The following is a 23880-nucleotide window of genomic DNA, read 5'->3' on the forward strand; positions in this document are numbered from 1 at the left end:
CGGGCTTTTCATATTAGTTTGGTCATATTGGTTTGGGCCCAATGCGCGGCGGAATTTCGCGCCGTTCGCGCTCACCAACCAGATTGATCACGGCTGCGGCCGTTTCTTCAATCGACCGACGGGTTACATCGATCACTGGCCAGCCATTATCCGCAAACATGCGTCGCGCGAATTTTACCTCTTCGCGAACGCGCTCGTCGTCGATGTAAGAGGTTTCGGAATTCTCATTCAAACTAAGCAGCCGGTTGCGGCGGATCTGGACCAACCGCTCGGGCGCCGTAGTGAGGCCGACAACAAGCGGGTTTTTGAGCCGGTACAAATTCTCGGGCGGCGGGCTTTCGATCACCAAAGGAATATTCGCCGTCTTATACCCGCGATTGGCAAGATAGATGCTGGTTGGTGTTTTGGAGGAGCGTGAGACGCCTGCGAGCACGATATCGGCTTCTTCCCAATTGTCCGATCCAATCCCGTCATCATGTGCGATCGTATAATGGATCGCATCGACACGTTTGAAATAGGCGTCGTCCATCAAGTGCTGCCGGCCCGGACGACCATGTGCCTCTTGCCCCAATTGATCTTCAAGCGCTTCGGTTACGGCATCAATTGCAGGCACCGCAGGCAGGCTGAGTTGCCGACAGTGATCTTCCAGCCGTTCGCGTGTATCGGGGTTAACCAGAGTAAACAGAACAAGCCCGGGATTCGCGGCAAGCTCCGGTACGATCCGGTCCAAATGCTGTTTCGAGCGGACCATTGGCCAGAAGTGACGGACAATGTCTGCATCCTCGAACTGCGCCAGCGCAGCTTTGGCAATCATTTCCAAAGTCTCGCCAGTCGAATCCGATACGAGATGAAGATGCAAACGGCTCATGAAAGGAGGTCGTGTCCGGGCTGTGGATAGTGATTGGCATAAACCACGGGATAAAGCTGGCGACAAGTCGGAGGTGCGATTCCATGCCCAATGCGAGTCCTTGCCGAGTCAGTTTGTGGACAGCAAAGCTAGCTTTTCGACAGGTGCTGGATAACGTGGACAACAAACACTGGACTCGCATTTCTGCGGAGTCGCGATATGCAAAACGCTGTTCAACGCGGGAGAAGTCGGACAAAGCCCGCTTGTCCCCGAAATCCACAGGGCCAACAGACTCCATCATCCTATTTATAATATAATATTATTTAGTAAGAGGGCCTTCGATGCCAGGAATTCTCTTAGATACGTTGTGCGGAAACCGTGCTGAACAGACTCCGATGTGGCTGATGCGTCAGGCTGGCCGTTATCTTCCTGAATATCGTGAACTCCGCGCTGACAAAGGCGGGTTTCTCGAGTTGGTATACGATACTGATGGTGCAGCCGAGGTTACTCTGCAACCGATCCGCCGGTTCGGTTTTGATGGGGCAATCCTGTTTTCCGATATTCTGATCATTCCCTACGCGATGGGTCAGAAACTCGAATTTCTGGCAGGCGAGGGACCCAAGCTCTCACCCAGGCTTGTAGATCATGCTCTGAGTGACCTTAAAGCGGTGCCTGAGCGCCTTTTTCCAATTTATGACACTGTGGCTAAGGTGGTAGCCGGATTGGGCTCTGAGACCACCATGCTGGGCTTTGCAGGCTCTCCATGGACTGTCGCGACTTATATGACCGCGGGCGAGGGTAGCCGCGATCAGCACGAAACCCGGGCGATGGCCTATCGTGATCCCCAAGCATTTGGCGCTATCATCGATGCAATCGGTGAAATGACGGTCGAATATCTAAGCGGTCAGATCAAAGCGGGCGCCGAAGCTGTGCAATTGTTCGACAGCTGGTCGGGCACGCTTGCACCGTCCGAGTTTGAGCGCTGGGTCATCGCGCCCAATGCGGCGATTGTATCCAAGCTCCGTAAAATCCATCCGGACACTCCGATTATCGGCTTTCCCAAAGGTGCAGGTGAGAAGCTGCCAGCTTACATTCGCGAAACCGATGTAGACGCGGCCGGCATTGACGAGACTGTCGATCCTGTATGGGCAGCGAGTGTCCTTGCGGACGGGTTGCCCGTTCAGGGCAATCTCGATCCTTTGCTGGTGCTGTCGGGCGGTGAGGCGCTGGATATTGCAGCCAAGCGGATTCTTGAGGCTTTCGCTGATCGACCGCATGTGTTCAATCTGGGTCATGGTATCGGACAATTCACTCCAATTGCGCATGTCGAACAATTGGTCGAAACTGTCAGAAACTGGCGTGCTTGATTTGAACGGATGACATTTGCGGGGATGACTGGATCGGTTTCAATCCCTAGGTGAGTGAAATGCAGGAATATCTGATCCCAATTTACGAATGGCTTAAGGCCGGACATATCATTTTCGTCATCTTCTGGATGGCGGGCTTGTTTATGCTGCCGCGTTTCTTCGTCTACCACCAAGAAGATGGGCCGCCGGGATCAGAAATGGATGCGGTCTGGATCGACCGAGAGCGGAAACTGCTGAAGATCATACTCGCACCGTCGCTGATTGTGGTTTGGGTTCTGGGTCTTGCACTGATGTCGGCGACAGCATCGCACACACAGACATGGTTCCACATCAAGTTTTTGGTTGTGTTGTTGCTATCCGGATATCACGGATACATGGCGGGCTACGCTAAGAAATTGGCGCGCGGCGAGCGGCCGCTTGAGGGCAAGAGACTGCGACTACTTAATGAAGTGCCAGGTATATCCGCGGCGATCATTGTCATTCTGGTGATCGTCGGAAAACTCTATTTGCCGTAAATCCGGACCGTTCCGATAGAATCTGAATTGACGCTGCGTTCCCGCGCGCCTAGTCCCGCATCACACACCGGCTGAGGTTTCGCATCGGCGAACCGGGTCTGCTTTCTCCAAGCCCCATGACCCGTCTTAATGACTTGCCGGCCATTTCCATATCCGCCTTTACGAAGGCGTCTGAATACGACTGTGAAAGACACCACACATGCATCTTAAAGATTTGAAACTCAAAGCACCGGCCGAGCTTGTCAGCATGGCTGAAGAGCTCGGCGTTGAGGGTGCCTCAACCATGCGCCGTCAGGATTTGATGTTCTGCATCCTGCGCGAACTGGCCGAGGATGACGAATATACCGAAAACATTATGGGCATTGGCACGATCGAAGTGCTGCAGGACGGCTTCGGCTTTCTGCGTAGCCCCGAAGCGAATTATCTTGCTGGGCCCGACGATATTTACCTATCACCCAATCAAATCCGCAAATGGGGTTTGCGCACGGGTGATACTGTTGAAGGCGAAATCCGCGCACCTCAGGAGGGTGAGCGCTATTTTGCACTGACCAAGCTCACCAGCGTCAATTACGAAGACCCCGATCAGGTTCGCACGCGGACGAATTTCGACAACCTCACGCCGCTCTACCCAGAGCAAAAGCTGTCGCTCGATACGCTTGACCCGACAGTCAAAGACAAATCAGCGCGGGTGATCGATATTATTTCGCCGCAAGGTAAGGGCCAGCGTGCGTTGATCGTTGCACCACCGCGGACCGGTAAAACGGTTCTTCTGCAGAACATTGCCAAGGCCATTACCGATAATCACCCCGAAGTGTTCTTGCTGGTTCTGCTGGTTGATGAGCGTCCGGAAGAAGTCACCGATATGCAGCGTAGCGTGAAAGGTGAGGTTATTTCTTCAACCTTTGACGAACCTGCAACGCGCCACGTTCAAGTTGCTGAAATGGTGATTGAAAAGGCAAAGCGTCTCGTCGAGCACAAGCGCGACGTTGTTATTCTGCTCGATTCGATCACGCGTTTGGGCCGCGCCTACAACACTGTTGTTCCAAGCTCAGGCAAAGTCTTAACCGGCGGTGTTGACGCCAACGCTCTCCAACGTCCGAAGCGCTTCTTCGGTGCCGCGCGTAATATCGAGGAAGGCGGCTCGCTTTCGATTATCGCAACGGCGCTGATTGATACTGGCAGCCGGATGGACGAAGTTATCTTCGAGGAGTTCAAAGGTACCGGTAACTCCGAAATCGTGCTCGATCGCAAGGTTGCCGACAAGCGTATCTTCCCGGCTCTCGATGTCGGTAAATCCGGCACTCGTAAGGAAGAGCTGCTGGTCGAGAAGGACAAGCTCTCGAAGATGTGGGTCTTGCGCCGCATCCTCATGCAGATGGGCACGATCGATGCGATGGAATTCCTGCTCGATAAGATGAAGGATTCCAAGACGAACGAGGACTTCTTCGACAATATGAACCAGTAATCTGGTTTCGATCAATGAGCGCTAAAGCATGAAGGATCCTCGATGACTGTCGAACAGCAAGTCGGTGCCTTTATGCAAGCCGGGAAATATGCCGAAGCGATCGCTTGCGCCGAGCAGGGTGCAAGCGAGGGCGATGCTTGGGCCTGTTTCTGCCTAGGCGACTGGAAGCTGATCGGGCAAGGTATCCCGCGCGATGTTCCTGGTGCGGTTGCTTTGTTGGAGCAGGGCGCGAAGCAAGATCATATTCAGAGTTTGTGGCGGCTTTACCCGTTGTTGTTGACCGGCACGGGAACGGCAGAAGATACCGGCAGGGCGCGGCGGATTGTCGAGCAGATCAAAGATCATGATTCCATTTGTGCTTATCAATTGCAGGTTTTGGAAGAAAACCCTGAATCTGGTGAGATTGCCGAGGAGGAATTGTCCAGCGATCCGCCAATAAAATTGCTTCGTTCCTTTGCATCCAGTGCCGAATGCGATTGGATCAAGATGGTGTCTGAAGCGCATGTTGAACCCTCATTTGTAGAAGATCCGCGCACCGGCAAGCGCATACCGCACCCCATCAGAACCTCTGATGGAACGAGTATTGGTCCTGCGCAGGAAGATCTCGTTGTGAACCGGATCAATCGCCGGATTGCGAAGCACAGCGACACGGCCTTCAGCGCCGGAGAGCCACTGCATATTTTGCGCTATCGCCCTAGCCAACAATACCGACCGCATTTTGATGCGATTCCAGGGGCAGAGAACCAACGGCGGAAGACGGCTATATTGTTTCTCAATACGGGTTTTGAAGGTGGTGAAACGGTGTTTCCCAAACTCGACTTGGAAATTCGCGCTGAGCAGGGTGACTTGCTGCTGTTCGACAATCTTGATGAGAGCGGCAAACAGCACGATGGTAGCTTCCATGCGGGTCTACTCGTTACTGGTGGTGAAAAGTGGATTGCAACCCGCTGGATCAGGGGCGAACGCTATCATCCTTGGGAGGGTGCATAAGGCTGGGCGTCATTGACAAATGGCCGGTGTTGTGGCGAGCGTTTCTGACGCGGCAAGCTGTTGAAATGGGGGTCATAACATGCGCCAATTTGTCTATATCAGCACGGCTGCGCATGACGTTTCGAATGATGACGTCGCGAAGATTCTTGAATCCTCACAGCGCAACAATCCGGATCGCGGGATTACCGGCTTCCTGATTTTCAATGGTCGCAATTTTCTTCAATTGGTCGAAGGATCGGAAGAGGCACTACTCTCGCTGATGAACCAGCTCGCGCGGGATAGCCGCCATAGCGGTATTGTTCGGCTGGAAGATATTCCTATCGGTACGCGAACCTGTGAAGATTGGGCAATGACACGGTTACGCCTGATAGACCCGGTCAACGAACGGAGGGCCGATCTTGATGCAGTTCTGCCGGTGAGCCTTGCGCCGAGTGTTCGGCGAACGATCCTGAATTTTGCCGCACTGAACTAGTGTTCTTTCACTCACGATGAACCCACAGGGAAGTGGGGCCTACTTCTTGGATCCGCCCGTAGCTGAGTGATTGGCCTCAAGCTGAGCGGCCATCATGTCCCATAGCTTGTTCATGGCTTTCATCGGGCGAACCATCACTTTGAAATCGACAATTTTGCCGTCTTCATTGAAGCGGATCATGTCGATGCCGTTGACGTGAATACCATCCAATTCGTTGGTGAATTCGAGGATTGCATTGTCGCCGTCGATAACTTCGCGGACATATTGAAATGAGTCGCTGCCAAGCACCGATCCAGCGGCGGAGAGATAGGCAATGACTTTGGCGCGGCCTTCTTGCGGCGTATGCACAACGGGCGAGTGGAACACCGCATCCTCAGCTAGTATCTCGGCAAGATCATCAGGATTGCTGCCGGAACTGGCCACCCGGTGCCAATGTTCTACACCTGCTGCTGCGCTCATGATACTCTCCTGAAACTATCCGCCCGGGCTGCTTTCCAATGGTCAGCAAGCTGGCCGGTTACGCCACCTTCGACGAACTGCCCCGGTTCGACAAAATTATAGATCGCACTGATCGCGTTGGAACGCGCGCCATTGAGCCGTTCGCGCATATCTTCGGGTTTGATTTCCCACGGAGACTCCAATCCCATCGCAACAACAATCTCGCGCAGGCTGTGCAGCGTTTGCTTCTGGAAGCGCGCGACACGCGGACCCTTATCCTCGACGATCAATCCGCTTTGACGCCAGGCCTCTTGAGTGGCCACCCCACTGGGGCAGTGACCTGTATGGCATTGCATCGATTGCACGCAGCCGAGCGAGAACATGAAGGGTCGGGCCGCGTTGCACCAATCCGCTCCCAACGCAAAAGCCTTTGCCATCTGCGCACCTGAGTGGATCTTGCCTGATGCCGCGATCTTCACTCGGTCTTTGAGACCAGTGCCTACCAGTGCATTACGCACAAAAATCAATCCCTCACGCAGGGGCATGCCAACGCTGTTTGAAAGTTCAAGCGGTGCAGCGCCGGTGCCGCCTTCCGCGCCGTCGACCGTAATAAAGTCGGGTGTAATGCCGGTTTCAAGCATCGCTTTTACCATTGCGAAGACTTCGTGCGGTTGGCCAACGCAGAGTTTGATCCCGACAGGCCTGCCGCCGCTCAGTTCGCGCAGTTGCGCTACCCATTCGAGCATCTCAATCGGTGTCCTGAAAGTGGAATGCGCTGCCGGTGACAAACAATCTTCCCCGACAGGAATCCCGCGCGCTTCGGCTATTTCTTCGGTGACCTTTCGGCCAGGTAAAACTCCGCCATGGCCGGGTTTCGCCCCTTGGCTGAACTTGATCTCAATCATCTTCACATGATCATTGTCAGCGGTCTCGGCGAATAAACCTGCATCAAACCCACCATCGCTGGCGCGGCATCCGAAATAGCCACTCCCGATTTCCCAGATCAGATCACCACCATGCATACGGTGGTAACGGCTGATACTGCCTTCACCCGTATTATGCGCGAAATCGCCAAGCTTTGCGCCGAGATTGAGCGCCTCAATTGCGCGTGCAGACAACGATCCAAAGCTCATCGCGGAAATGTTCAGGAGCGCGGAGGAGTAGGGTTTGGCACAATCGCTACCGCCAATGTCAACGCGCCACTCATGCGGTGCCTCGTCATTGGGCACAACCGAATGGCTCAGCCACTCATACTCGTCCGAATAAACATCGAGCTCCGTCCCCATCGGGTGCGAGTCCAGATCGCCCTTGGCCCGGGCGTAAACCAGCGCCCGCTCTTGATGGCTGAAGGGCCGCCCTTCCAGGTCGCTCTCTACCAGATATGCCTGCGCAAAGGGCCGTAAATCCTCCATCACCCAACGGGTTCGTGCAATTAGCGGATAGTTTCGGCGCAGAGTGTGTTTGGTCTGAAAGAAATCCCACAAAGCCACGAGCAATAGCGGAGTCACCGCAACCAAACCGATGCGGGTGGCGGGAGACGCAGCGATCAAGATGGTCAACACGATCAACGCGAGTGGTATCGCGTAGCGCGGCGCAGTTGCTGTCATAATGTGGTCCTTGGGGTTAATCCTTGGGATTTCATCGAAAAGGGCTTAGCCCTTGTGCTGAGGCTTTGCCAAACCCAGATTGTTAAAAGACCATCGGGATCCAGAGAGGAAAAACCATGAAGGCTAACATCGAAATTGAATGCACTCCTGAGGAGGCGCGGAGCTTTCTCGGTCTTCCCGATGTTTCAAAGGCAAACGATATCTATGTTGATACCGTTTCGAAAGCGATGAAGGGTGTCAGCAACCCTGACCAGCTGCAACAATTTGCGAAGCAGCTCGCGCCGATGGGCCAAATTGGCTTCAAGCTGTTCCAGAACTTTGTAGAAGGCGCGAGTACGGCTGCGACCGGCGGTTCGAAGCCTTCCAAGAAAGACTGATCCGATAGTCTAGCGGGGCGCTATGGATACGATCTACGCCCTTTCCAGCGGCAATCCACCTGCAGGTATCGCTGTGGTCCGTGTCAGCGGGTCAGCGGCTGGCGATGCGCTTGCAGCGCTTGCGGGATCGTTGCCTGAACCGCGGCGGGCCAGTGCTCGTAAACTCAAAGACAATTTGGGTCATATACTTGATGATGCACTGGTTTTGTGGCTGCCAGGTCCGCGCACTGCGACAGGCGAGGATATCGCTGAGCTGCATCTGCATGGCGGGCGGGCCGTTATCGCTGCAGTTGAGTCCGCGTTAGGTGAACAAGATGGCTTGCGTCGCGCAGAACCCGGCGAATTTACGCGCCGCGCTTTTACAAATGGGCGGATTGATCTGGCCGAGGCCGAAGGGTTGGGCGAACTCTTAACTGCGGAGACCGAGCTACAACGCCGCTCGGCCATGGCATTGGCGGGCGGCGCCTTGTCGCGTCAGGCTGAGGAGTGGCGTGAAACGGTGCTGAGGCTGTCTGCACAGGTAGAGGCAGCGCTCGACTTCTCCGACGAAGACGACGTTTCGGCGTTGCCCGACGCATTTTCGGTCGAGGCAGACGCGTTTGCGGCAGAACTTCGCCAATGGCTGGAGCGCCCGAGAGCGGAAAAGTTGCGTGAGGGTTATCGCGTGGTTCTGGCAGGCCCACCCAATGCGGGTAAATCCAATCTATTCAATGCTTTGTTGGATGATGAAGCTGCGATTGTGGCGCCGACAGCGGGGACGACACGCGATGTGCTCGAACGTGCGGTTTCGCTAGGTGGAGTTCCGTTCTCGTTCGTGGATACGGCTGGTCTTCGCGAAGAAAGTGGCGATGCTATCGAGAATATCGGTATCGAGCGCGCAAGAGAACAGACTGATCTCGCAGATTTGGTTTTGTGGCTGGGCGAAGAGGGACATGGGCCTGATGGAGCGTGGGAGATCGATGCCAAATGTGACACTCCCGATCGCACGGTCAAAACCTCACCCATGGTTAGCGTGTCGGCAGTGACGGGCGAGGGTGTCGCTGAATTGTGTGAGAAGCTTGTCGACCAGGCTGGTCGGGCGATGCCCGCGCCAGGCGCTGTTGCGCTCAATATGCGGCAACACGCGATCATCGCGGAGGCGAGTGACGCGTTATCCGGGATTGGTGGAGAGACCGATCCGTTACTTATCGGTGAGCGCCTGCGCCTTGGCCGACTGGCATTTGATCGTTTGCTTGGCCGCACTTCAACCGAAGACATGCTTGATGCCTTATTTGGGCGTTTCTGCATCGGGAAGTAGATGTTTCACGTGAAACATTGCCCAATACTCCTTTGACGCTCTAACCGCGCTCGACTATCGGGCGGATATGCATTCATTTGACATCTTGGTTGTTGGCGGCGGTCACGCTGGCGTTGAGGCGGCTGCGGTTGCTGCGCGGATGGGTGCGCGTGTGGGTCTTGTGAATTTCGAGCTCGATGCAATCGGTGCTATGAGTTGCAACCCTGCCATCGGCGGGCTCGGGAAGGGGCACCTTGTTCGCGAAGTGGATGCGTTTGATGGCATTATTGGCCGTGCAGCAGATGCAGCTGCGATTCATTACAGGATGCTCAATCGCTCCAAAGGCAGTGCAGTGTGGGGGCCGCGCATTCAGGCCGATCGTGCCCTATTCAAGGCTTATGTTCAGCAGGCCATCCGCAAGCAGGGTGATCTGGAGCTGATCGAGGGTGAGGCTGCGGCTCTGTTATTCGAAGGTGAGCGCGTTACCGGACTGACGCTTGGTGATGGAACCGAACTGGCGGCGAGTAGCGTCATCCTGTGCACGGGCACTTTCCTGGGCGGGACGTTGTTCCGCGGCGAGGAACGTCTGACGGGCGGACGCATTGGCGAGGGCTCAGCGCAGAAACTTGCCGCGCAAATGCGCGACGCCGACTTACCGATGGCGCGGCTGAAAACGGGCACACCACCGCGTCTTGATGGACGGACGATTGATTGGGCGAGCTTGGCGGAGCAGCCATCCGATGCTGATCATTGGACCATGTCACCCATGACTGGCCGGCGTATCAACCAGCAGGTCTTCTGCGGCATTACGCGGACCAATGCCAAGAGCCACGATATCATCCGCGCGAACCTTGATCGGTCGCCTTTGTTCTCCGGTGCAATCGATGCGGAGGGGCCGCGCTATTGTCCATCTATCGAGGACAAGATCCACCGTTTTGGCGATCGCGATGGGCATCAGATATTTCTGGAGCCTGAGGGGCTCGACACGCATCTTGTCTATCCTAACGGGATCAGCACTTCGCTCCCTGTCGATGTGCAGCACGATATGCTGCGCGCGATGGATGGACTGTCACACGTGGAAATGGTCGTTCCCGGTTATGCGGTTGAATACGACCATATCGATCCGCGCGCGCTCAATAGCGGGTTGGAGCTACGCGATATGCCTGGGCTATACTGCGCTGGGCAGATTAATGGCACAACCGGCTACGAGGAGGCCGCAGCGCAGGGCCTTGTTGCTGGATTGCATGCCGCGGCAAAGATTACAGATCGCAAAGCACCTACACTTGATCGCGCCAATTCATACATCGCGGTGATGGTAGATGACCTGACGCTGCACGGGGTGACGGAGCCCTATCGGATGCTCACCTCGCGCGCCGAGTATCGTCTGCGGCTCAGGGCGAACAACGCGACGACCCGTCTGACGCCGATAGCGGCAGAAGTTGGATGCGTGGGGGTTGAGCGACTGTCATGGTATGAATCACGCGAGGAATTACGCCTTGATTGGGGCGAGCGCCTTGAAGCGGAAGTGGCAGCTACCGAACTCGACGACGCCCACTTGCCCGTGCGCCGCGATGGAGGACGCAAGCCGTTAAGTGAATGGCTGCGGCTCGGCGGGATTGATCTTCAAACGCTTATGCCGTGGCTTGGAGAAGATTTCGAACCAGATAGTGAGTTAGCGAGCGAGCTGGCCGAAGATGCCGCCTATGCGCCTTATCTCGCGCGGCAGGAGGCAGAGCTTCGTGATTTACGCGCAAGCGAGGCTGTTGCGCTGCCTGCGAACTTCCCCTTCGCAAGTGTGCCGGGGCTCTCCAATGAAATGATCGAACGACTGACTAAAGCCAAGCCGACATCGCTTGCCGCCGCCGGGCGTATTCCAGGCATTACACCGGCAGCGCTCTCGGCGCTGCTGGTGCAGGCACGCCGCCTTGAGCAGGTTGCCGCATGATCCGTGATGAGACTGAAGCGCGCCAATACGTCGCAAATCTCTGTGATGCCGAAGCTTTGGAGCGGCTGAATGCATTTGTATCAGCTCTTCGCGAGGAGAACTCTCGTCAGAACTTAGTCGCTAAGCCTACGCTCGAGATCGCGTGGCAGCGGCATATTGCCGATAGTGCGCAACTTCTGGAGTTTGTTTCACGTGGAACATCCGAGCGTATAGCCGAAACTGGCTTGTGGCTCGATCTTGGTACCGGGGCGGGGCTGCCGGGCCTCATCATCGCCATCATGCGCCCGCAGCGCCCTGTGATGCTGGTCGAATCGCGCCGCAAGCGAATCGACTGGCTGGAGCGGATGCGCACCGAATTGGCGCTCCCCAAATGCGAAGTGGCCGGGTCACGGCTCGAACTTGTGGAAACTGTGCCAGCCTCGGTCATCTCGGCGAGAGCCTTTGCGCCGCTGCCATCTATCCTCGACTTGTCCGCAAGATTCTCCACAGGCCAAACCATGTTTGTGTTGCCCAAGGGGCGGTCTGCGGCGCAAGAATTGGACGGCATGCCGAGGAAGGTCCGAAAAATGTTCCACGTGGAACAGTCTGTGACCGACGATGAAGCGGGAATACTGGTTGGTAAGTTGGCGAAAGGGATACGGGGAAAAGCATGATCACTATCGCGATTGCCAATCAAAAGGGCGGGGTGGGTAAAACCACGACCGCTATCAATATCGCGACCGCAATGGCGGCGACGGGCTGGAAAACCCTGTTGATCGACCTCGACCCCCAAGGAAATGCCTCCACAGGAATGGGTATCGGCAGCGAAGATCGCGAATATTCAAGCTATGATTTGCTGGTTGATGAGGCCGAGTTATGCACCTGCATATCGCCAACCAATATTCCCGGATTGGATATCGTCCCTGCCACGGTTGATCTTAGCGGCGCGGAAGTCGAGCTCGTATCGGTGGAGGACCGCACGGCGCGGCTCAGTTCTGCGCTGGCGGTTCATAGCGGTCATGACATTTGTTTTATCGATTGCCCGCCGTCACTCGGCCTGCTGACGCTTAACGCGCTTGGAGCCGCAGACACCCTCATGGTGCCGCTACAGTGCGAATTCTTCGCGTTGGAAGGCCTTAGTCAGCTCCTCAAGACCGTTGAACAGGTTCAGCAACGCTTCAATCCCGATCTGGGCATCGTTGGCGTTGTTTTGACGATGTTTGACCGCCGAAACCGCCTAACCGACCAAGTTGCTGATGATGTGCGCGAAGTTTTGGGCAACCTGGTCTTTGAGGCCGTGATTCCGCGCAATGTCCGTCTGTCCGAGGCCCCGAGCCATGGTTTGCCGGCGCTCGTCTATGACCATTCCTGCGCCGGAAGCCGCGCATATATCGCTTTGGCGCGCGAACTAATTGGACGCTTGCCCGAGAAAAGGAAAGCCGCATGAATAAGACACGTGATCCCCAAGGCGACCCAAGTGATCCGATTCGCCTGACTGTTCCACCCCGTGCGGCTGACAAGAAGAAGAAACTCGGGCGCGGTCTAGGCGCTCTGATGGGTGAAACGCGTAAGGAAGAGCCGCTGGTCCGCAGTGAGGGTGGTGTTCGCACGTCGCCCTCGACGTCAACGCCCACAGCGGAGTCAGCAACCGTATCGACCACTGGATCCGGCCTAGCTTCGCTTGCAATTTCGTCGATTGAGCCCCTTCCGGGCCAACCACGAACAAAATTCGACGAATCGGCGCTGGATGAACTCGCAGCATCGATTGCGGCGCGCGGAGTGATTCAGCCGATTATTGTTCGCCCGACAACTAAGGGCAAATATCAGCTTGTTGCTGGCGAACGTCGCTGGCGGGCCGCACAAAAAGCGCAATTACATCAAATTCCGGCGCTCGTCCGCGAATTGGATGAGCGCGAGGTGATGGCGCTCGCGCTTATTGAGAACTTGCAGCGTGAAGACCTCAACCCAATTGAAGAAGCGCGCGCGTATCAACGCCTTTCCGAGCAGGAGGGTATGACTCAGGCAGAGATTGCGCGGCTCGTCGATAAGTCACGTAGCCACGTAGCCAATATCCAGCGTCTTCTAGCGCTTCCGAATGATGTTTTGGATCTTGTCGAGGCTGGTGATCTATCGATGGGCCATGCTCGTGCTCTGATTGGTCATGATGAGGCGATCCAGCTCGCAAAAAAGGCGATCTCGGCGAAACTATCGGTTCGCGAGGTCGAAAAGCTGGTTAAAGGTGCCAATGCGCCTGAGGTCGAAACATCGCGCCGCCAAGCGCGACCATCGCGCGATCCGGCAAAGGATGCCGATATTGCTGCGGTACAGGGGCATCTTGAGGAGTTTCTGGGGCTACCAGTAACAATCAAGACCGACAGCGATCCACGTTCGGGGGCAGTCACGATCAAGTATCGGACGCTCGATCAACTCGATCTCATCTGCCAGAGACTAACCGGCGGCGATATTTAGTAAGGTACTAGCGTCACCGATATTCAATGAATTCTCTCGCAATCACCGGGCGGGAATACACATGATGGTTAATTTCGTCTAAAAAACTATTGATTTAAGTGACTTAGTTCGGAACCGATTGTTCAGCCGGTCATTACTCCCCTATCCTAGTCTACCAAACAACTGCTGCATAAGTGCAGCGAAGGAGAGTAAAATCACCGATTGTGACAATAATACTTGTGATACATCACAATATGATCAGATGAGTGCCACTCATTTTCTCTCATATATATCCTCTGCTGCAATAGCTCTATTTGGAGTTCTGGCATCTACGCCAGCCAAGGCAAAGGATGCGCGTGGCACTATGCTTGCTACGGCTACAGTTTCTGAAGGTTGCCGGGTTTCAGCGACACCATTCACAAAAACTGCAGCTAACAAGCAGCGTGGTCGAACTAAGGTAAAGATGCAGTGCGGGATACCCACTACATTTGCGATTTCGCTTCGTGGAGCGATCGTTGGGACGAAATCCAAAATTACCCGCACCAGCCAGCGCGCTCAGCGTCAGCAACAATCCATTCGTGTCGATCCCAAGGTTGCCTTCGGCAAGCGCGTATATCGAGCAACTGCGGGCAGAGTGGCTAAATTCGTCGCCTCAAGCCGCATGAAGAAGTTGATGCCGCAGCACGCCCGGGACGGAAATCGAGAGCTTATCGTAGCCATCGATTTCTGAAGCAGAAGGCCGCCCGCTGATGCTAAGCAAACTTTGTTAACGGATATGATTGTATTGGGTGGTCTGAATATACGGCCATGCTTATACGATTCGCCTCTATCCGATTGATAACAATCGGCTTTGCCAGCTTTTCAGCTGCGGCTCCCGCATGGGCGCAGCCTGTGACTGAGCCGATGGATGTCGAAGCAACGGTGGTTGCTGGTTGTCAGGTTTCGGCAACTACGATGAACTTTGGTAGCCTGTTTGGGCTGACAGGTCGCCCGACAACGACTTCAACAATCTCGCTGCTGTGCACTCCCAACACCGATTACGAAATTTCGATCGACGCTGGTTTGCATCCCGCAGGAACACGTCGCCGGCGGATGTATAATCCGAGCACCAACCGCTACATGCGCTACAATATCTACCGCAACGCCAATTTTACCGGGCAGTGGGACACACGGAATAACCGTAAAGTGTCAGGCAATTCGGGCGCGACAGGTGTTGCCAGTCACACTGCCTATGGCCAGATTCGCAATCTGGCCCCTGCCAATGCCGGCGCAGGCGTGTTTGCGGACACTGTGACTGTCACGATCGAATTCTAGTCTCGCTAGACATCGCTGCGCATCAATTTCTCGTTGCCGCAAGAAAATTTCCGTACCGCGCATCATTCAAAATTAACCGTCAAAACGATGCATTTCTGCGCGCCGCAGTAGCTGTCTCTCGCCGGGTAATCCGTAAATCTTACCAAAATTAACCGTTTCTATACGCCTCCTACGTATTGCTCCTGATGCCTAATTAACCAGGGCTAGGAGACTATATAATGCGTAAACTAATCATGCTGACAGCCGGTGCTGTCGCTCTTTCGGCGTCGCCAGCTTTCGCTCAAGATTCTGATGACATGCTTGTCACTGCAACTGTCGTTGACAGCTGCACAGTAACCGCTTCGCCAATGGCGTTCGGTACTTTGACCACTCTCGGTACTGCAAACATTGATTCGTCGGCTACGATCGCTCTCGCGTGTACGCCAGACGCTGCATACGATGTATCGCTTGACCTCGGCCTGAACGCCGGTGTTGGCACGCAGCGCGAGCTCGTAAACGGCGCTGATACTACACAGCGTATCCCATATAACCTCTTCCAAGACGCTGCGCGCAGCACTGCTTGGGGCACTGGCGCAGGTAACACTGTTGCCGGCACCGCAACTGGCGGCGTTGCTACGCTGACTGCTTACGGTCGTATCCCAGCGTCTGCATCAGCTGTAACAGCTGGCAGCTACTCGGACAGCGTAACGGTCACCGTTACTTTCTAATCGAGTAGAATAGATGACGAACGGTGCCATGAAACTTTGTGCAGGCGTAGCTCTGCCGCTGGCAATGCTGCTTTCGAGCGGCGCTGCCACAGCGCAGGACGAAGCCCCTGTTCCAGACGATGTTCTGGCGCGTGGAGCAAATGTTTCATTGGCACCGCTTCGCATCGAATTGGATGGAAACCAGCGCGCAGAAACGCTGCGGGTTTACAATCCATCGGGCCGCGCAATCGGCGTGCAAGTCCGCGCATTCGGGTGGAAGCAAGAGGCGGGTAAAGACGTCTATTTTGCATCCAACGATGTTATGATCTCACCCTCGATCATCACGATTGAGCCAGGTGACACCCAGATTTTTCGAGTACTTCGCCGAGACAAGCCTGCTGAAGGCGAGCGCCGCTACCGCGTTGCCGTCGATCAGCTGCCGGATCCCGAATTGCTCCGCGGCGGTGAGGCACAGGCCCGCATCCGCTTCACAATTCCGATGTTCATTGATCGTGCAACCGCGAAACCGGCCAGTGTGGCATGGTCAATCGGGAGCGACGGTTTGACCGCGACAAATTCCGGTGAGCAAACAGCTCGTATGGTTAATTTGAGCCTAAAAAATGCTCAAGGACAGCCAATTCCGGTCGAAACCGGCGGTCTCAACTACATTCAAGGCGGAAGCACGCTCAAATGGGCGATGCCCGGCGGCTGCCCTACCGGCCCGATCCGCGTAAGCGCATCGATCGACGGCGAAAATGTCGATGTCCAGGCGCAAAACACCTGCGGGTAAAACCTTACTCGCTCTGCCGTTTGCGTTTGCAGCGCTAATATCAGGGCAGAACCCTGCCTTGGCGCAGGCCGCGGACCCGTTCGCTCTTCCGACAGATGTTTCTATTGATGATGCCCGCGAAAGCGAGGCAGATGGCCCCGGGCTGAGCGCAATTCAGGTCGATGGGCGCTCGCTCGTCCGGATGGTCGACCTTGCATGGATCGACGGTGAGTTGGCGATTGATGCCGACTCTGCCGAAATGGCGAGTCTGCCTTTCGATCCCGGTACGACCGGCTTTATCAAGATCAAAGACCTCAATATTGCGGATTGGTCGTTCGACAAGCTTAGCCAGCGGCTGAGTATCACCAAGCTCCGCGATGGCGATGGCGCAAATGATGTGAATTTCGCGCGCTATACCGGAGGAACCGGTGAGCGCGCGCCGCTACCGGCGCTCTTGGTTGACTATAACCTTACCGCGACAGCATCGAGCTCGGACGCAACTGGCGCAGGCGTAGTTGCGCCGCGCTTTGTTTATGGCAATTTTCAGGCCGAAGGTGCGGTACAGTTCCTGACCAATCCAGCCCCTGACCGCTCTGCGATACGCCGGCTTGATACACGGGTAACTTTCGCGATGCCCGAAAAAGGGCTGATTGTCCGCGCAGGCGATACGATTACTGCAGGCTCGCAAAGCCAGCGGCCGCTCAGGATTGGCGGTTTGCAAGTTGGAACCGATTTTGCCCTTAGGCCGGATCTGGTGACAAGTCCGTTACCGGCCTTCGAAGGTAATGTTGCGGTTCCAACCGGATTGGACCTGATCGTCAATGATCGCCGCTTCACCGGTGCCGATATCGAGGCTGGTAAGTTCCAGGTTAGAAACATCCCGATCAGCCCCGGGCGGGGCGAGGTTTCGGTCATTGTCCGAGACGAATTAGGGCGAGAGGTCGTACAGACCGCCCGAATATACGTCTCGAGAGAGTTGCTGGCCCCCGGATTATGGGAGGGGGCTGCCAACATAGGCTATGTCCGACGAAGGTTTGGACAAGTCAGCAATGATTATCGTGACCTAACCAGCACGTTCTTCCTGAGGAGAGGCTTTTCAAAAAGTCTCTCCTTCGGTGTTTCTGGAGAAGTAGGAATTGGAATCCGAAACTTCGGCGCCCAGGCAGAAATGACTTTATTTGACCGTGCTTTGGCCTTTTCCGAGGTGCGCTATTCCAAAACTGTCGAAAACAGCGGGTTTTTGATACGTGGCGGGGTAGAATCTGCTGGCCGCGGGTTCTCGGTCAGAGCGGAGGCGATCGTTCCGTCCTCGGGGTATCGCGATTTGGCTTCCCAAGCGGGTGATCCACTGCCCGCGAAGCAGTTTAACGCCTCAATCAACTTCGATTTACGCGATCATTTGCGATTACAGATGACCGCTAGCCGGCAAAGGCGTCAATTTGACCCCCGTTTCCCGCGCCAAGTGCGAAAACTGGACATTTTCCGCGTAAGCGGGCGTGCCAAGCTGAACGATCGCATCGATCTCTATGCGGACGTGTCCTATCGTACGGGCGATCAGTCGAATTTGTCTGCAATGCTCGGGGTAAACATCCAATTGGGCCGGAAGCGGACCGCACAGGCCTCTATAAGCCGCAGTGGAGGCTTCAACAGCGCTCAGGCTACATTCTTCCGCCCTGACGTGGTTGCGGGCGATGTGGGCTATATGATCGAAGGTCTGGCTGCTGAGCGGCCCCGTGTGGCCGGTCGCCTGGCGTGGCGCAGTCGCTATACGCGCCTTGAAGGTCAGGCAGAGTATAATGCGGGCGCATTTGCCGCGCGGGCCAATGCCCGAGGAACGCTGATCTTTGCTGGTAGCACGCTTTATGCCCGCAACCAGACGGGCGGCTCCTATGCGCTGGTCCAAACCGGCAAGGTCGGCGGTATCACTGTTACACGGGAGAACCGCGAGGCGGGTGTGACCGACTCCAAAGGCCGCTTACTGGTGGAAGATCTCACGCCGCTCGTTCCTGTGCAGTTCGATCTTGATCCCGACAAGTTGCCGTTCGACGCCGTTGCGCGCTCGACCTATCGCCGCGTGGTTGTGTCACGCGGTGCGGTTGCCTCGGTGAAGCTGGATGTCGATGCCTATCGCTCGCAGCTTATCAAACTGACCGATCCTGCAGGCAAACCGCTGCCGGTTGGTTCACAGCTCGTCGCGGAACCCTCTGGCACGCCGTATAGCGTTGCGTTCGACGGGTTGATCGACTTCAATGCTCTGTCCGGAGACGAGAGCCTGACGCTTCAGCAGCGTGGCGGTGGTTCGTGCATTATCCGTCTACCCGACATCGGCGAGGACAATTTCGACATTCCGGAAGCGAGGGCGGATTGTGTGGCGCTCAACATCGCCACCGCTACTCCGCAATCAATAGGAGACAGCCCCTAAAAAGTCGCGCGGCGCAACTTTTTAGAAACTATCTAACCCATTGAATTAATTCAATTTCCCTTGGAGTACTTCACAGGCTTGGGCTGCTTGACATAGCGCTTGACCGGCTTGGGTGCCGGAGACGCTTTGATCACGCGTTTGCGTGCCGGTACCTTTTCGTAGGTTACGATTTCTTCTTCGTAATATTCATATGTGACATATTCTTTGGTCACGGCGCGCTGCGGCACTTGAACCCAAACCGGGACCAGCATCATCGGACGCGCATGGTAGGCGTAACCATAGTGCTGATAGCCATATCCGTGGTGGCCGCCGGAATACCTGGCGAGCCAATCTTCACAATATGCGTAGGCATCGCCGTTCTTGCGGCTGTTCTTGCCGTCGACCGCGCTGCCCACTGCCAGGCCTGCAAGACCGCCGACGCCAGCGCCGATTAAAGTGCCAGCCAGACGGTCACCGCGGCCAGCGACGCGATTGCCGATCAATCCGCCAGCGGCTGCGCCGACCAGTCCGCCAATCACCTTACCATTACTGTCTCTGCGGCCATGACGCCCGCTAACCCGGCTTACGCACTCGTCCATCCACGCTGCCCGATCAAATTGAGGCTGCTGATGATGGGGGGGATAAGCAGATGCCTGATGCGGTGCATAGCTTGGCACAGCATGACGCGGTGGGTGATACTGTGGTGCCGGAGCCGGGTGCGGTGCCGTTTCATAGTCATATTCGACATCGTAATCTGCGCCTGCATGATCCTTCACGTAGCGTTGTTCTTTTACGTACCGAACGGGCTGCTTATAATTCGTGCGCGCTGGCAGCGGCTGAACCACAGCTTCCTGACGATATGTGATTGGGGCGGGCTGCGGAACAGCAGGTGGTGCAGGCTGAGCATATTCGTAGCCGCGTTCCTCATAGGTCATCTCCGGATCGCCATTCTGTGCGAGCGCAGGTGTCGCGATGATGAGCGCGCCCAAGGCTGCTCCGGTCGAGATGAAAAGACGGGTGGTCATGCTATTCCCCTTAAGTAATCACGCAAATCAATGCCGGCCGAATCTCGGCGTTAAGGGAAAACTTACCATTACATCCGTGTGTTACCCAAGCGTGCGCATCGCGCTGTCCCGTTTCGGGTCGGTTCGGGGCGTTAGATCTTACTTTCGAGGATTTCAGCGAGTGCCCCTACGCCCGCAGCATCCTCTGCATCGAACCGCGAGAGGTTGGGGCTGTCCAGATCGATCACCGCGCAGACCACGCCATCGCGCATGACGGGAACGACCAGCTCTGACTGACTGGCCGAATCGCAGGCAATGTGACCGGGGAAGGCATGAACATCCCCGACCAGTTGGGTTTTGCCTTCGGCAGCGGCGGTACCGCACACGCCGGCACCCATTGCGATTCGGATGCAGGCGGGGCGCCCCACGAACGGACCAAGTACAAGCTCGCCGTCAATCACACGATAGAATCCCGCCCAGTTCAGATCGGGAATGAATTCCCACATCAGCGCCGTGACATTGGCCATATTGGCAACGCCATCTGGCTCGTCGGCAATCAATGCTGCTGCGGCACCCACTAATTGGCGATAGCGCTCGGCTTTAGGCAAATCTGGATCTGGTGCAAAATCAAACATCACTTCCATCTAAGGCGATGCGCCATTGCCGCAAGCCCTGACTGTGCCTATTCAAAGGCGCATGAGCACTAAACGCAAAGTCCTTTATTGGATCCTCGCTATCATCGCTGTTCTGGCGGTCGTAATCTTTTGGCTAAGTCGCGGTGATACCGCAGGCCTTTCGGTAGACGAGGTCACCGGCGGTGATCCGGTTCTCGAAGAACCCAATTCTGAAGCATTTCCGACGATCAACATCGCCAAGCCTGTCGGTTGGAAAGACGGTGAGCTTCCGACTGCTGCTGAAGGGCTGACAGTCACACGCTTTGCCGAAGGCCTCGATCATCCGCGGGTCGTCTACGCACTGCCCAATGGCGATATTCTGGTCACGCTGACCCGTTCGCCAAAGTCCGACGGTGGCGGAATTACCGGCTGGATCGCCGATATGCTGATGAGCCGTGCGGGTGCCAAAGGCGAATCGGCCAATGAGTTGCTGCTGCTGCGCGATACAGACGGTGACGGCGTCTCTGACGAGAAATTGGTTCTAACCGACACCCTCGACTCACCGTCGGGCATCGCTTGGGGTGACGATACGCTTTACATCGCCAATCATAATGCTCTTCTGGCATTCCCATACGCGCTGGGCGACGCGAGCGTTCCGGGCGAAGGTAAGAAGCTGATGGATCTGCCACCTGGCGGCGGACACTGGATGCGGAATATCGAACTGAGCCCTGATGGCACGAAGATCTATGTCGCCGTTGGCTCGGTCTCCAATATTGGCGAACAAGGGATGGCGATGGAGCAAGGGCGCGCCGCTATCCATGAATATGATTTGGTGCAGGAAAAATCGCGGCTCTTCGCCTCCGGTCTGCGCAATCCCAACGGCCTCGATTGGAGTCCATGGAGCGATGAGCTGTGGACCACAGTAAACGAGCGCGACATGCTCGGATCGGACCTAGTGCCTGATTACTTGACCAATGTGCCGCTGGGCGCCCGATACGGTTGGCCTTGGCTCTATTTCAAAGACAATGTCGATCGCCGCGTAGATGAGCCAATGCCGGCCTATCTGCAGGAATATGCTCGTCGTCCTGAATATGCTCTTGGGCCGCATGTCGCCGCACTCGGTCTGGTATTCACCAAAGAGGGCCACCGGATGGGCGAAGCATTCGGGCAAGGTGCCTTTATTGCCCGCCATGGCTCGTGGAACCGCAAGCCCGCATCAGGCTATGATGTGGTCTATGTCGCCTTTGATGAGCGCGGCAATCCGCTTGGCAAACCTGTGCCAGTTCTGACCGAGTTCCTAACCGGCGAAGGCACTACGCGCGGCCGCCCGACCTGGGTCGAATGGGCGCAGGATGGCTCGCTGTTGGTGAGCGACGACACGGCTGGAATTATCTGGCGAGTGATCGATCCGAGTGCAGAACCCGGTGCAGCGATCGAGCGTTTGGCGACAGATTCATTGCCGCCTCAGCGTGAGTTGATCGGCGACCCCCGCGCTGTCTTCACCGATGACTTCGCTCGCGAAATCCAGATGCCGGTAAATTGATCAGCCGGTCAGCTGCTCGGTGGTGACGGAGTAGAACAGCGCGGCACCGCTGGTCGCTGCTGCTTTAAGGCCCGCCGCTTCCGGCACAACATGATCTAGGAAATAGCGCGCGGTAACCGGTTTGGTCGCTGCCAAAGCAGGCGCGCTACCCGCATCGACTGCGCGTTTCTGCAGCAGCATTTGCCAGCCAGCGACTGCGACTGCCGACATGGTGCAGAACGGAACGCTGCCAGCCAGCCTATCATCGAGCGACGCATCATCGCGCATCCAGATGGCGATTTCTGCACACTCTTCGGCCAGCGCTCTTAAGGCGGGCTCTTCCGCAGCACCGCGGATGATATCTGCCATCAGGGCCGCGTAGACTTCGCCGTTTTCAAAACCGAGCTTGCGGGTGACCAAATCGGCCGCCTGAATGCCATTCGTGCCTTCGTAGATCGGCGCGATCCGGGCATCGCGGTAATGCTGTGCCGCGCCGGTTTCTTCGACAAAGCCCATTCCGCCGTGGATTTGCACGCCGATGCTGGTCACATCGATACCGGTGTCGGTGCCCCATGCCTTGATCATCGGCACCAGCACTTCGCCGCGCTGGCCGGCACCTTCATCGCCTAGCGTCCCGCGGTCAGATTGGCCGGTTGTGTAGTACAGTAGCGCGCGCATAGCTTCAGTCAGCGATTTCATCCGCAGCAGCATCCGCCGCACATCGGGGTGCTCGGCAATCGCCACGGGCGTGCGATCAGGCGAACCGGCGCGAGAGGACTGTACGCGTTCTTTGGCGTAATGCGCTGCCTGCTGTGTTGCGCGCTCCGCGATTTGCACACCTTGGCTGCCAACATTGATCCGCGCATTGTTCATCATCGTGAACATCGCCGCAAGACCGCGATTCTCCGCACCGATCAGCTCACCGATACATTCATCATTGTCGCCATAGCTCATCACACATGTGGGAGAGGCATTGATGCCAAGCTTATGTTCAAGGCTGACGCAGCGCAGGTCGTTTCTACCGCCGAGCGAACCATCATCTTTGAGATGATATTTGGGCACGAGGAACAGCGAGATACCGCGACTGCCTTCGGGAGCGCCGGGCAGGCGAGCAAGCACCAGATGGACGATGTTCTTCGCCAGCTCATGCTCACCCCAGGTGATGTAGATCTTCTGACCTTTAATCAGATATTTGCCTGCGTGATCGCCCCCAAACTGACTAGCGTCGATGGGTGTGGCGGTCGAGCGTAAGGCACCGACATCGCTACCTGCTTGCGGTTCGGTCAGATTCATAGTGCCTGACCATTCGCCGCTGACCAGCTTGGGCATATACGCTGCTTTCTGCGCATCACTTCCGTGATGTTCAATCGCCTCAATCGCGCCAACTGAGAGCATTGGTAGCAGCGTAAATGCCATATTCGCCGCGCCGAGATTTTCGATCACATTGCAGGCGAGCGTGAAGGGCAGTGCTTGGCCGCCGAACTCTTCGGGCGATGCAATCGCATTCCATCCCTGCTCGACATATTCGCGATACGCAGCTTCATATCCTTCGGGCAGTCGCACTACGCCATTTTCCAGCTTTGCGCCCTCAAGATCGCCGATCCGGTTGAGCGGTGCGAATTCGCCAGCGGCAAAATCGCCGACGCCCTGGACAATAGCCTCAACCATATCCTCTTCAGCCGCGGCGAAGCGTTCGCTTTGGGCGAGTTCGCCGATACCGGCATTGACTGTGATAGCGAGCAGTTGGTCTTGGGTAGGCGCTGTATACGGTGTCAATTGAGGTTCCTTTGCCGCCTATTGAATCGGCGATTCCCTTGGCTTTTTCTTCCCCTCACCTATAGCGC

The 23880-nt window shown here is 56.1% G+C and carries 23 protein-coding genes; 17 read left to right on the forward strand and 6 right to left on the reverse strand.

The features are described 5' to 3' along the window. Positions 1–22: 22 nt before the first annotated feature. Entirely contained in the window at positions 23–868 is an 846-nt protein-coding gene (locus J9777_RS12080; RefSeq protein ID WP_209349070.1) for a pyruvate, water dikinase regulatory protein, read from the reverse strand. Positions 869–1188: 320 nt separating this feature from the next. Between J9777_RS12080 and hemE the strand changes: the two genes are divergently transcribed. From hemE to J9777_RS12105, 5 genes are all read left to right on the forward strand, one after another. Further along, entirely contained in the window at positions 1189–2214 is a 1026-nt protein-coding gene (gene hemE, locus J9777_RS12085; protein ID WP_209349071.1) for a uroporphyrinogen decarboxylase, read from the forward strand. Positions 2215–2273: 59 nt separating this feature from the next. Continuing rightward, positions 2274–2729 carry a CopD family protein gene (locus J9777_RS12090; RefSeq protein WP_209349072.1) on the forward strand — a complete coding sequence of 152 codons (456 nt, stop codon included), beginning with the start codon at positions 2274–2276 and terminating at the stop codon, positions 2727–2729. A gap of 199 nt (positions 2730–2928) precedes the next feature. Continuing rightward, complete coding sequence (rho, locus tag J9777_RS12095) at positions 2929–4194, forward strand: transcription termination factor Rho (protein WP_209349073.1); 1266 nt, start codon at positions 2929–2931, stop codon at positions 4192–4194. Positions 4195–4236: 42 nt separating this feature from the next. Continuing rightward, positions 4237–5184, forward strand: a complete 948-nt coding sequence (locus J9777_RS12100) for a 2OG-Fe(II) oxygenase (protein WP_209349074.1) — start codon at positions 4237–4239, stop codon at positions 5182–5184. A gap of 79 nt (positions 5185–5263) precedes the next feature. Continuing rightward, complete coding sequence (locus J9777_RS12105) at positions 5264–5656, forward strand: BLUF domain-containing protein (protein ID WP_209349075.1); 393 nt, start codon at positions 5264–5266, stop codon at positions 5654–5656. 39 nt (positions 5657–5695) lie between these two features. Here J9777_RS12105 and J9777_RS12110 read toward each other — a convergent pair whose 3' ends face one another. Together J9777_RS12110 and J9777_RS12115 are read right to left on the reverse strand one after the other, a co-directional pair. Beyond that, positions 5696–6115: a nuclear transport factor 2 family protein gene (locus tag J9777_RS12110; protein WP_209349076.1), complete on the reverse strand. Its 420-nt coding sequence runs from the start codon at positions 6113–6115 to the stop codon at positions 5696–5698. Then, entirely contained in the window at positions 6112–7701 is a 1590-nt protein-coding gene (locus tag J9777_RS12115) for an FMN-binding glutamate synthase family protein (RefSeq protein ID WP_209349077.1), read from the reverse strand. The genes J9777_RS12110 and J9777_RS12115 overlap by 4 nt, the downstream gene beginning before the upstream one ends. 116 nt (positions 7702–7817) lie before the next feature. On the opposite strand from J9777_RS12115, the gene J9777_RS12120 reads away from it, so the two are divergent. The 11 genes from J9777_RS12120 to J9777_RS12170 all read left to right on the forward strand — a co-directional run bounded on the left by J9777_RS12120 (position 7818) and on the right by J9777_RS12170 (position 18917). Next, positions 7818–8078: a DUF6489 family protein gene (locus tag J9777_RS12120; protein ID WP_209349078.1), complete on the forward strand. Its 261-nt coding sequence runs from the start codon at positions 7818–7820 to the stop codon at positions 8076–8078. A 22-nt stretch (positions 8079–8100) separates the two neighbouring features. Further along, positions 8101–9375 (forward strand): tRNA uridine-5-carboxymethylaminomethyl(34) synthesis GTPase MnmE, encoded by a 1275-nt coding sequence (mnmE, locus tag J9777_RS12125; RefSeq protein ID WP_209349079.1) that lies wholly within the window; start codon positions 8101–8103, stop codon positions 9373–9375. A gap of 67 nt (positions 9376–9442) precedes the next feature. Further along, positions 9443–11299, forward strand: a complete 1857-nt coding sequence (gene mnmG, locus J9777_RS12130) for a tRNA uridine-5-carboxymethylaminomethyl(34) synthesis enzyme MnmG (RefSeq protein ID WP_209349080.1) — start codon at positions 9443–9445, stop codon at positions 11297–11299. After that, on the forward strand, positions 11296–11952 hold the full coding sequence (gene rsmG / locus J9777_RS12135; RefSeq protein ID WP_209349081.1) for a 16S rRNA (guanine(527)-N(7))-methyltransferase RsmG: 657 nt from the start codon (positions 11296–11298) through the stop codon (positions 11950–11952). Before mnmG ends, rsmG begins: the two co-directional genes overlap by 4 nt. Continuing rightward, positions 11949–12725, forward strand: coding sequence for a ParA family protein (locus J9777_RS12140; RefSeq protein WP_209349082.1), 777 nt, complete (start codon positions 11949–11951; stop codon positions 12723–12725). Before rsmG ends, J9777_RS12140 begins: the two co-directional genes overlap by 4 nt. Next, a complete protein-coding gene (locus J9777_RS12145) occupies positions 12722–13747 on the forward strand; it encodes a ParB/RepB/Spo0J family partition protein (RefSeq protein ID WP_209349083.1) in 1026 nt (341 codons plus the stop codon). Before J9777_RS12140 ends, J9777_RS12145 begins: the two co-directional genes overlap by 4 nt. A 241-nt stretch (positions 13748–13988) precedes the next feature. Beyond that, positions 13989–14456 carry a hypothetical protein gene (locus J9777_RS12150; RefSeq protein ID WP_209349084.1) on the forward strand — a complete coding sequence of 156 codons (468 nt, stop codon included), beginning with the start codon at positions 13989–13991 and terminating at the stop codon, positions 14454–14456. A 77-nt stretch (positions 14457–14533) separates the two neighbouring features. After that, positions 14534–15040 (forward strand): spore coat U domain-containing protein, encoded by a 507-nt coding sequence (locus J9777_RS12155; protein ID WP_209349085.1) that lies wholly within the window; start codon positions 14534–14536, stop codon positions 15038–15040. A 218-nt stretch (positions 15041–15258) separates the two neighbouring features. Beyond that, positions 15259–15747 carry a spore coat U domain-containing protein gene (locus J9777_RS12160; RefSeq protein ID WP_209349086.1) on the forward strand — a complete coding sequence of 163 codons (489 nt, stop codon included), beginning with the start codon at positions 15259–15261 and terminating at the stop codon, positions 15745–15747. A 28-nt stretch (positions 15748–15775) separates the two neighbouring features. Next, complete coding sequence (locus J9777_RS12165; RefSeq protein WP_209349087.1) at positions 15776–16516, forward strand: fimbria/pilus periplasmic chaperone; 741 nt, start codon at positions 15776–15778, stop codon at positions 16514–16516. Further along, a complete protein-coding gene (locus tag J9777_RS12170) occupies positions 16488–18917 on the forward strand; it encodes a fimbria/pilus outer membrane usher protein (RefSeq protein WP_209349088.1) in 2430 nt (809 codons plus the stop codon). Before J9777_RS12165 ends, J9777_RS12170 begins: the two co-directional genes overlap by 29 nt. Positions 18918–18967: 50 nt before the next feature. Here J9777_RS12170 and J9777_RS12175 read toward each other — a convergent pair whose 3' ends face one another. Together J9777_RS12175 and J9777_RS12180 are read right to left on the reverse strand one after the other, a co-directional pair. Then, positions 18968–19921 (reverse strand): glycine zipper 2TM domain-containing protein, encoded by a 954-nt coding sequence (locus J9777_RS12175; RefSeq protein WP_245228726.1) that lies wholly within the window; start codon positions 19919–19921, stop codon positions 18968–18970. A 131-nt stretch (positions 19922–20052) separates the two neighbouring features. Next, entirely contained in the window at positions 20053–20535 is a 483-nt protein-coding gene (locus J9777_RS12180) for a GAF domain-containing protein (protein WP_209349089.1), read from the reverse strand. 61 nt (positions 20536–20596) lie between these two features. On the opposite strand from J9777_RS12180, the gene J9777_RS12185 reads away from it, so the two are divergent. Next, positions 20597–22057 (forward strand): PQQ-dependent sugar dehydrogenase, encoded by a 1461-nt coding sequence (locus tag J9777_RS12185; protein WP_209349090.1) that lies wholly within the window; start codon positions 20597–20599, stop codon positions 22055–22057. On the opposite strand, the gene J9777_RS12190 is transcribed toward J9777_RS12185, so the two are convergent. Continuing rightward, complete coding sequence (locus J9777_RS12190) at positions 22058–23812, reverse strand: acyl-CoA dehydrogenase (RefSeq protein ID WP_245228727.1); 1755 nt, start codon at positions 23810–23812, stop codon at positions 22058–22060. Positions 23813–23880 lie beyond the last annotated feature (68 nt).

Origin of the sequence: Pontixanthobacter sp. CEM42, assembly GCF_017812015.1 — a bacterium.
Lineage (GTDB): Bacteria > Pseudomonadota > Alphaproteobacteria > Sphingomonadales > Sphingomonadaceae > Pontixanthobacter.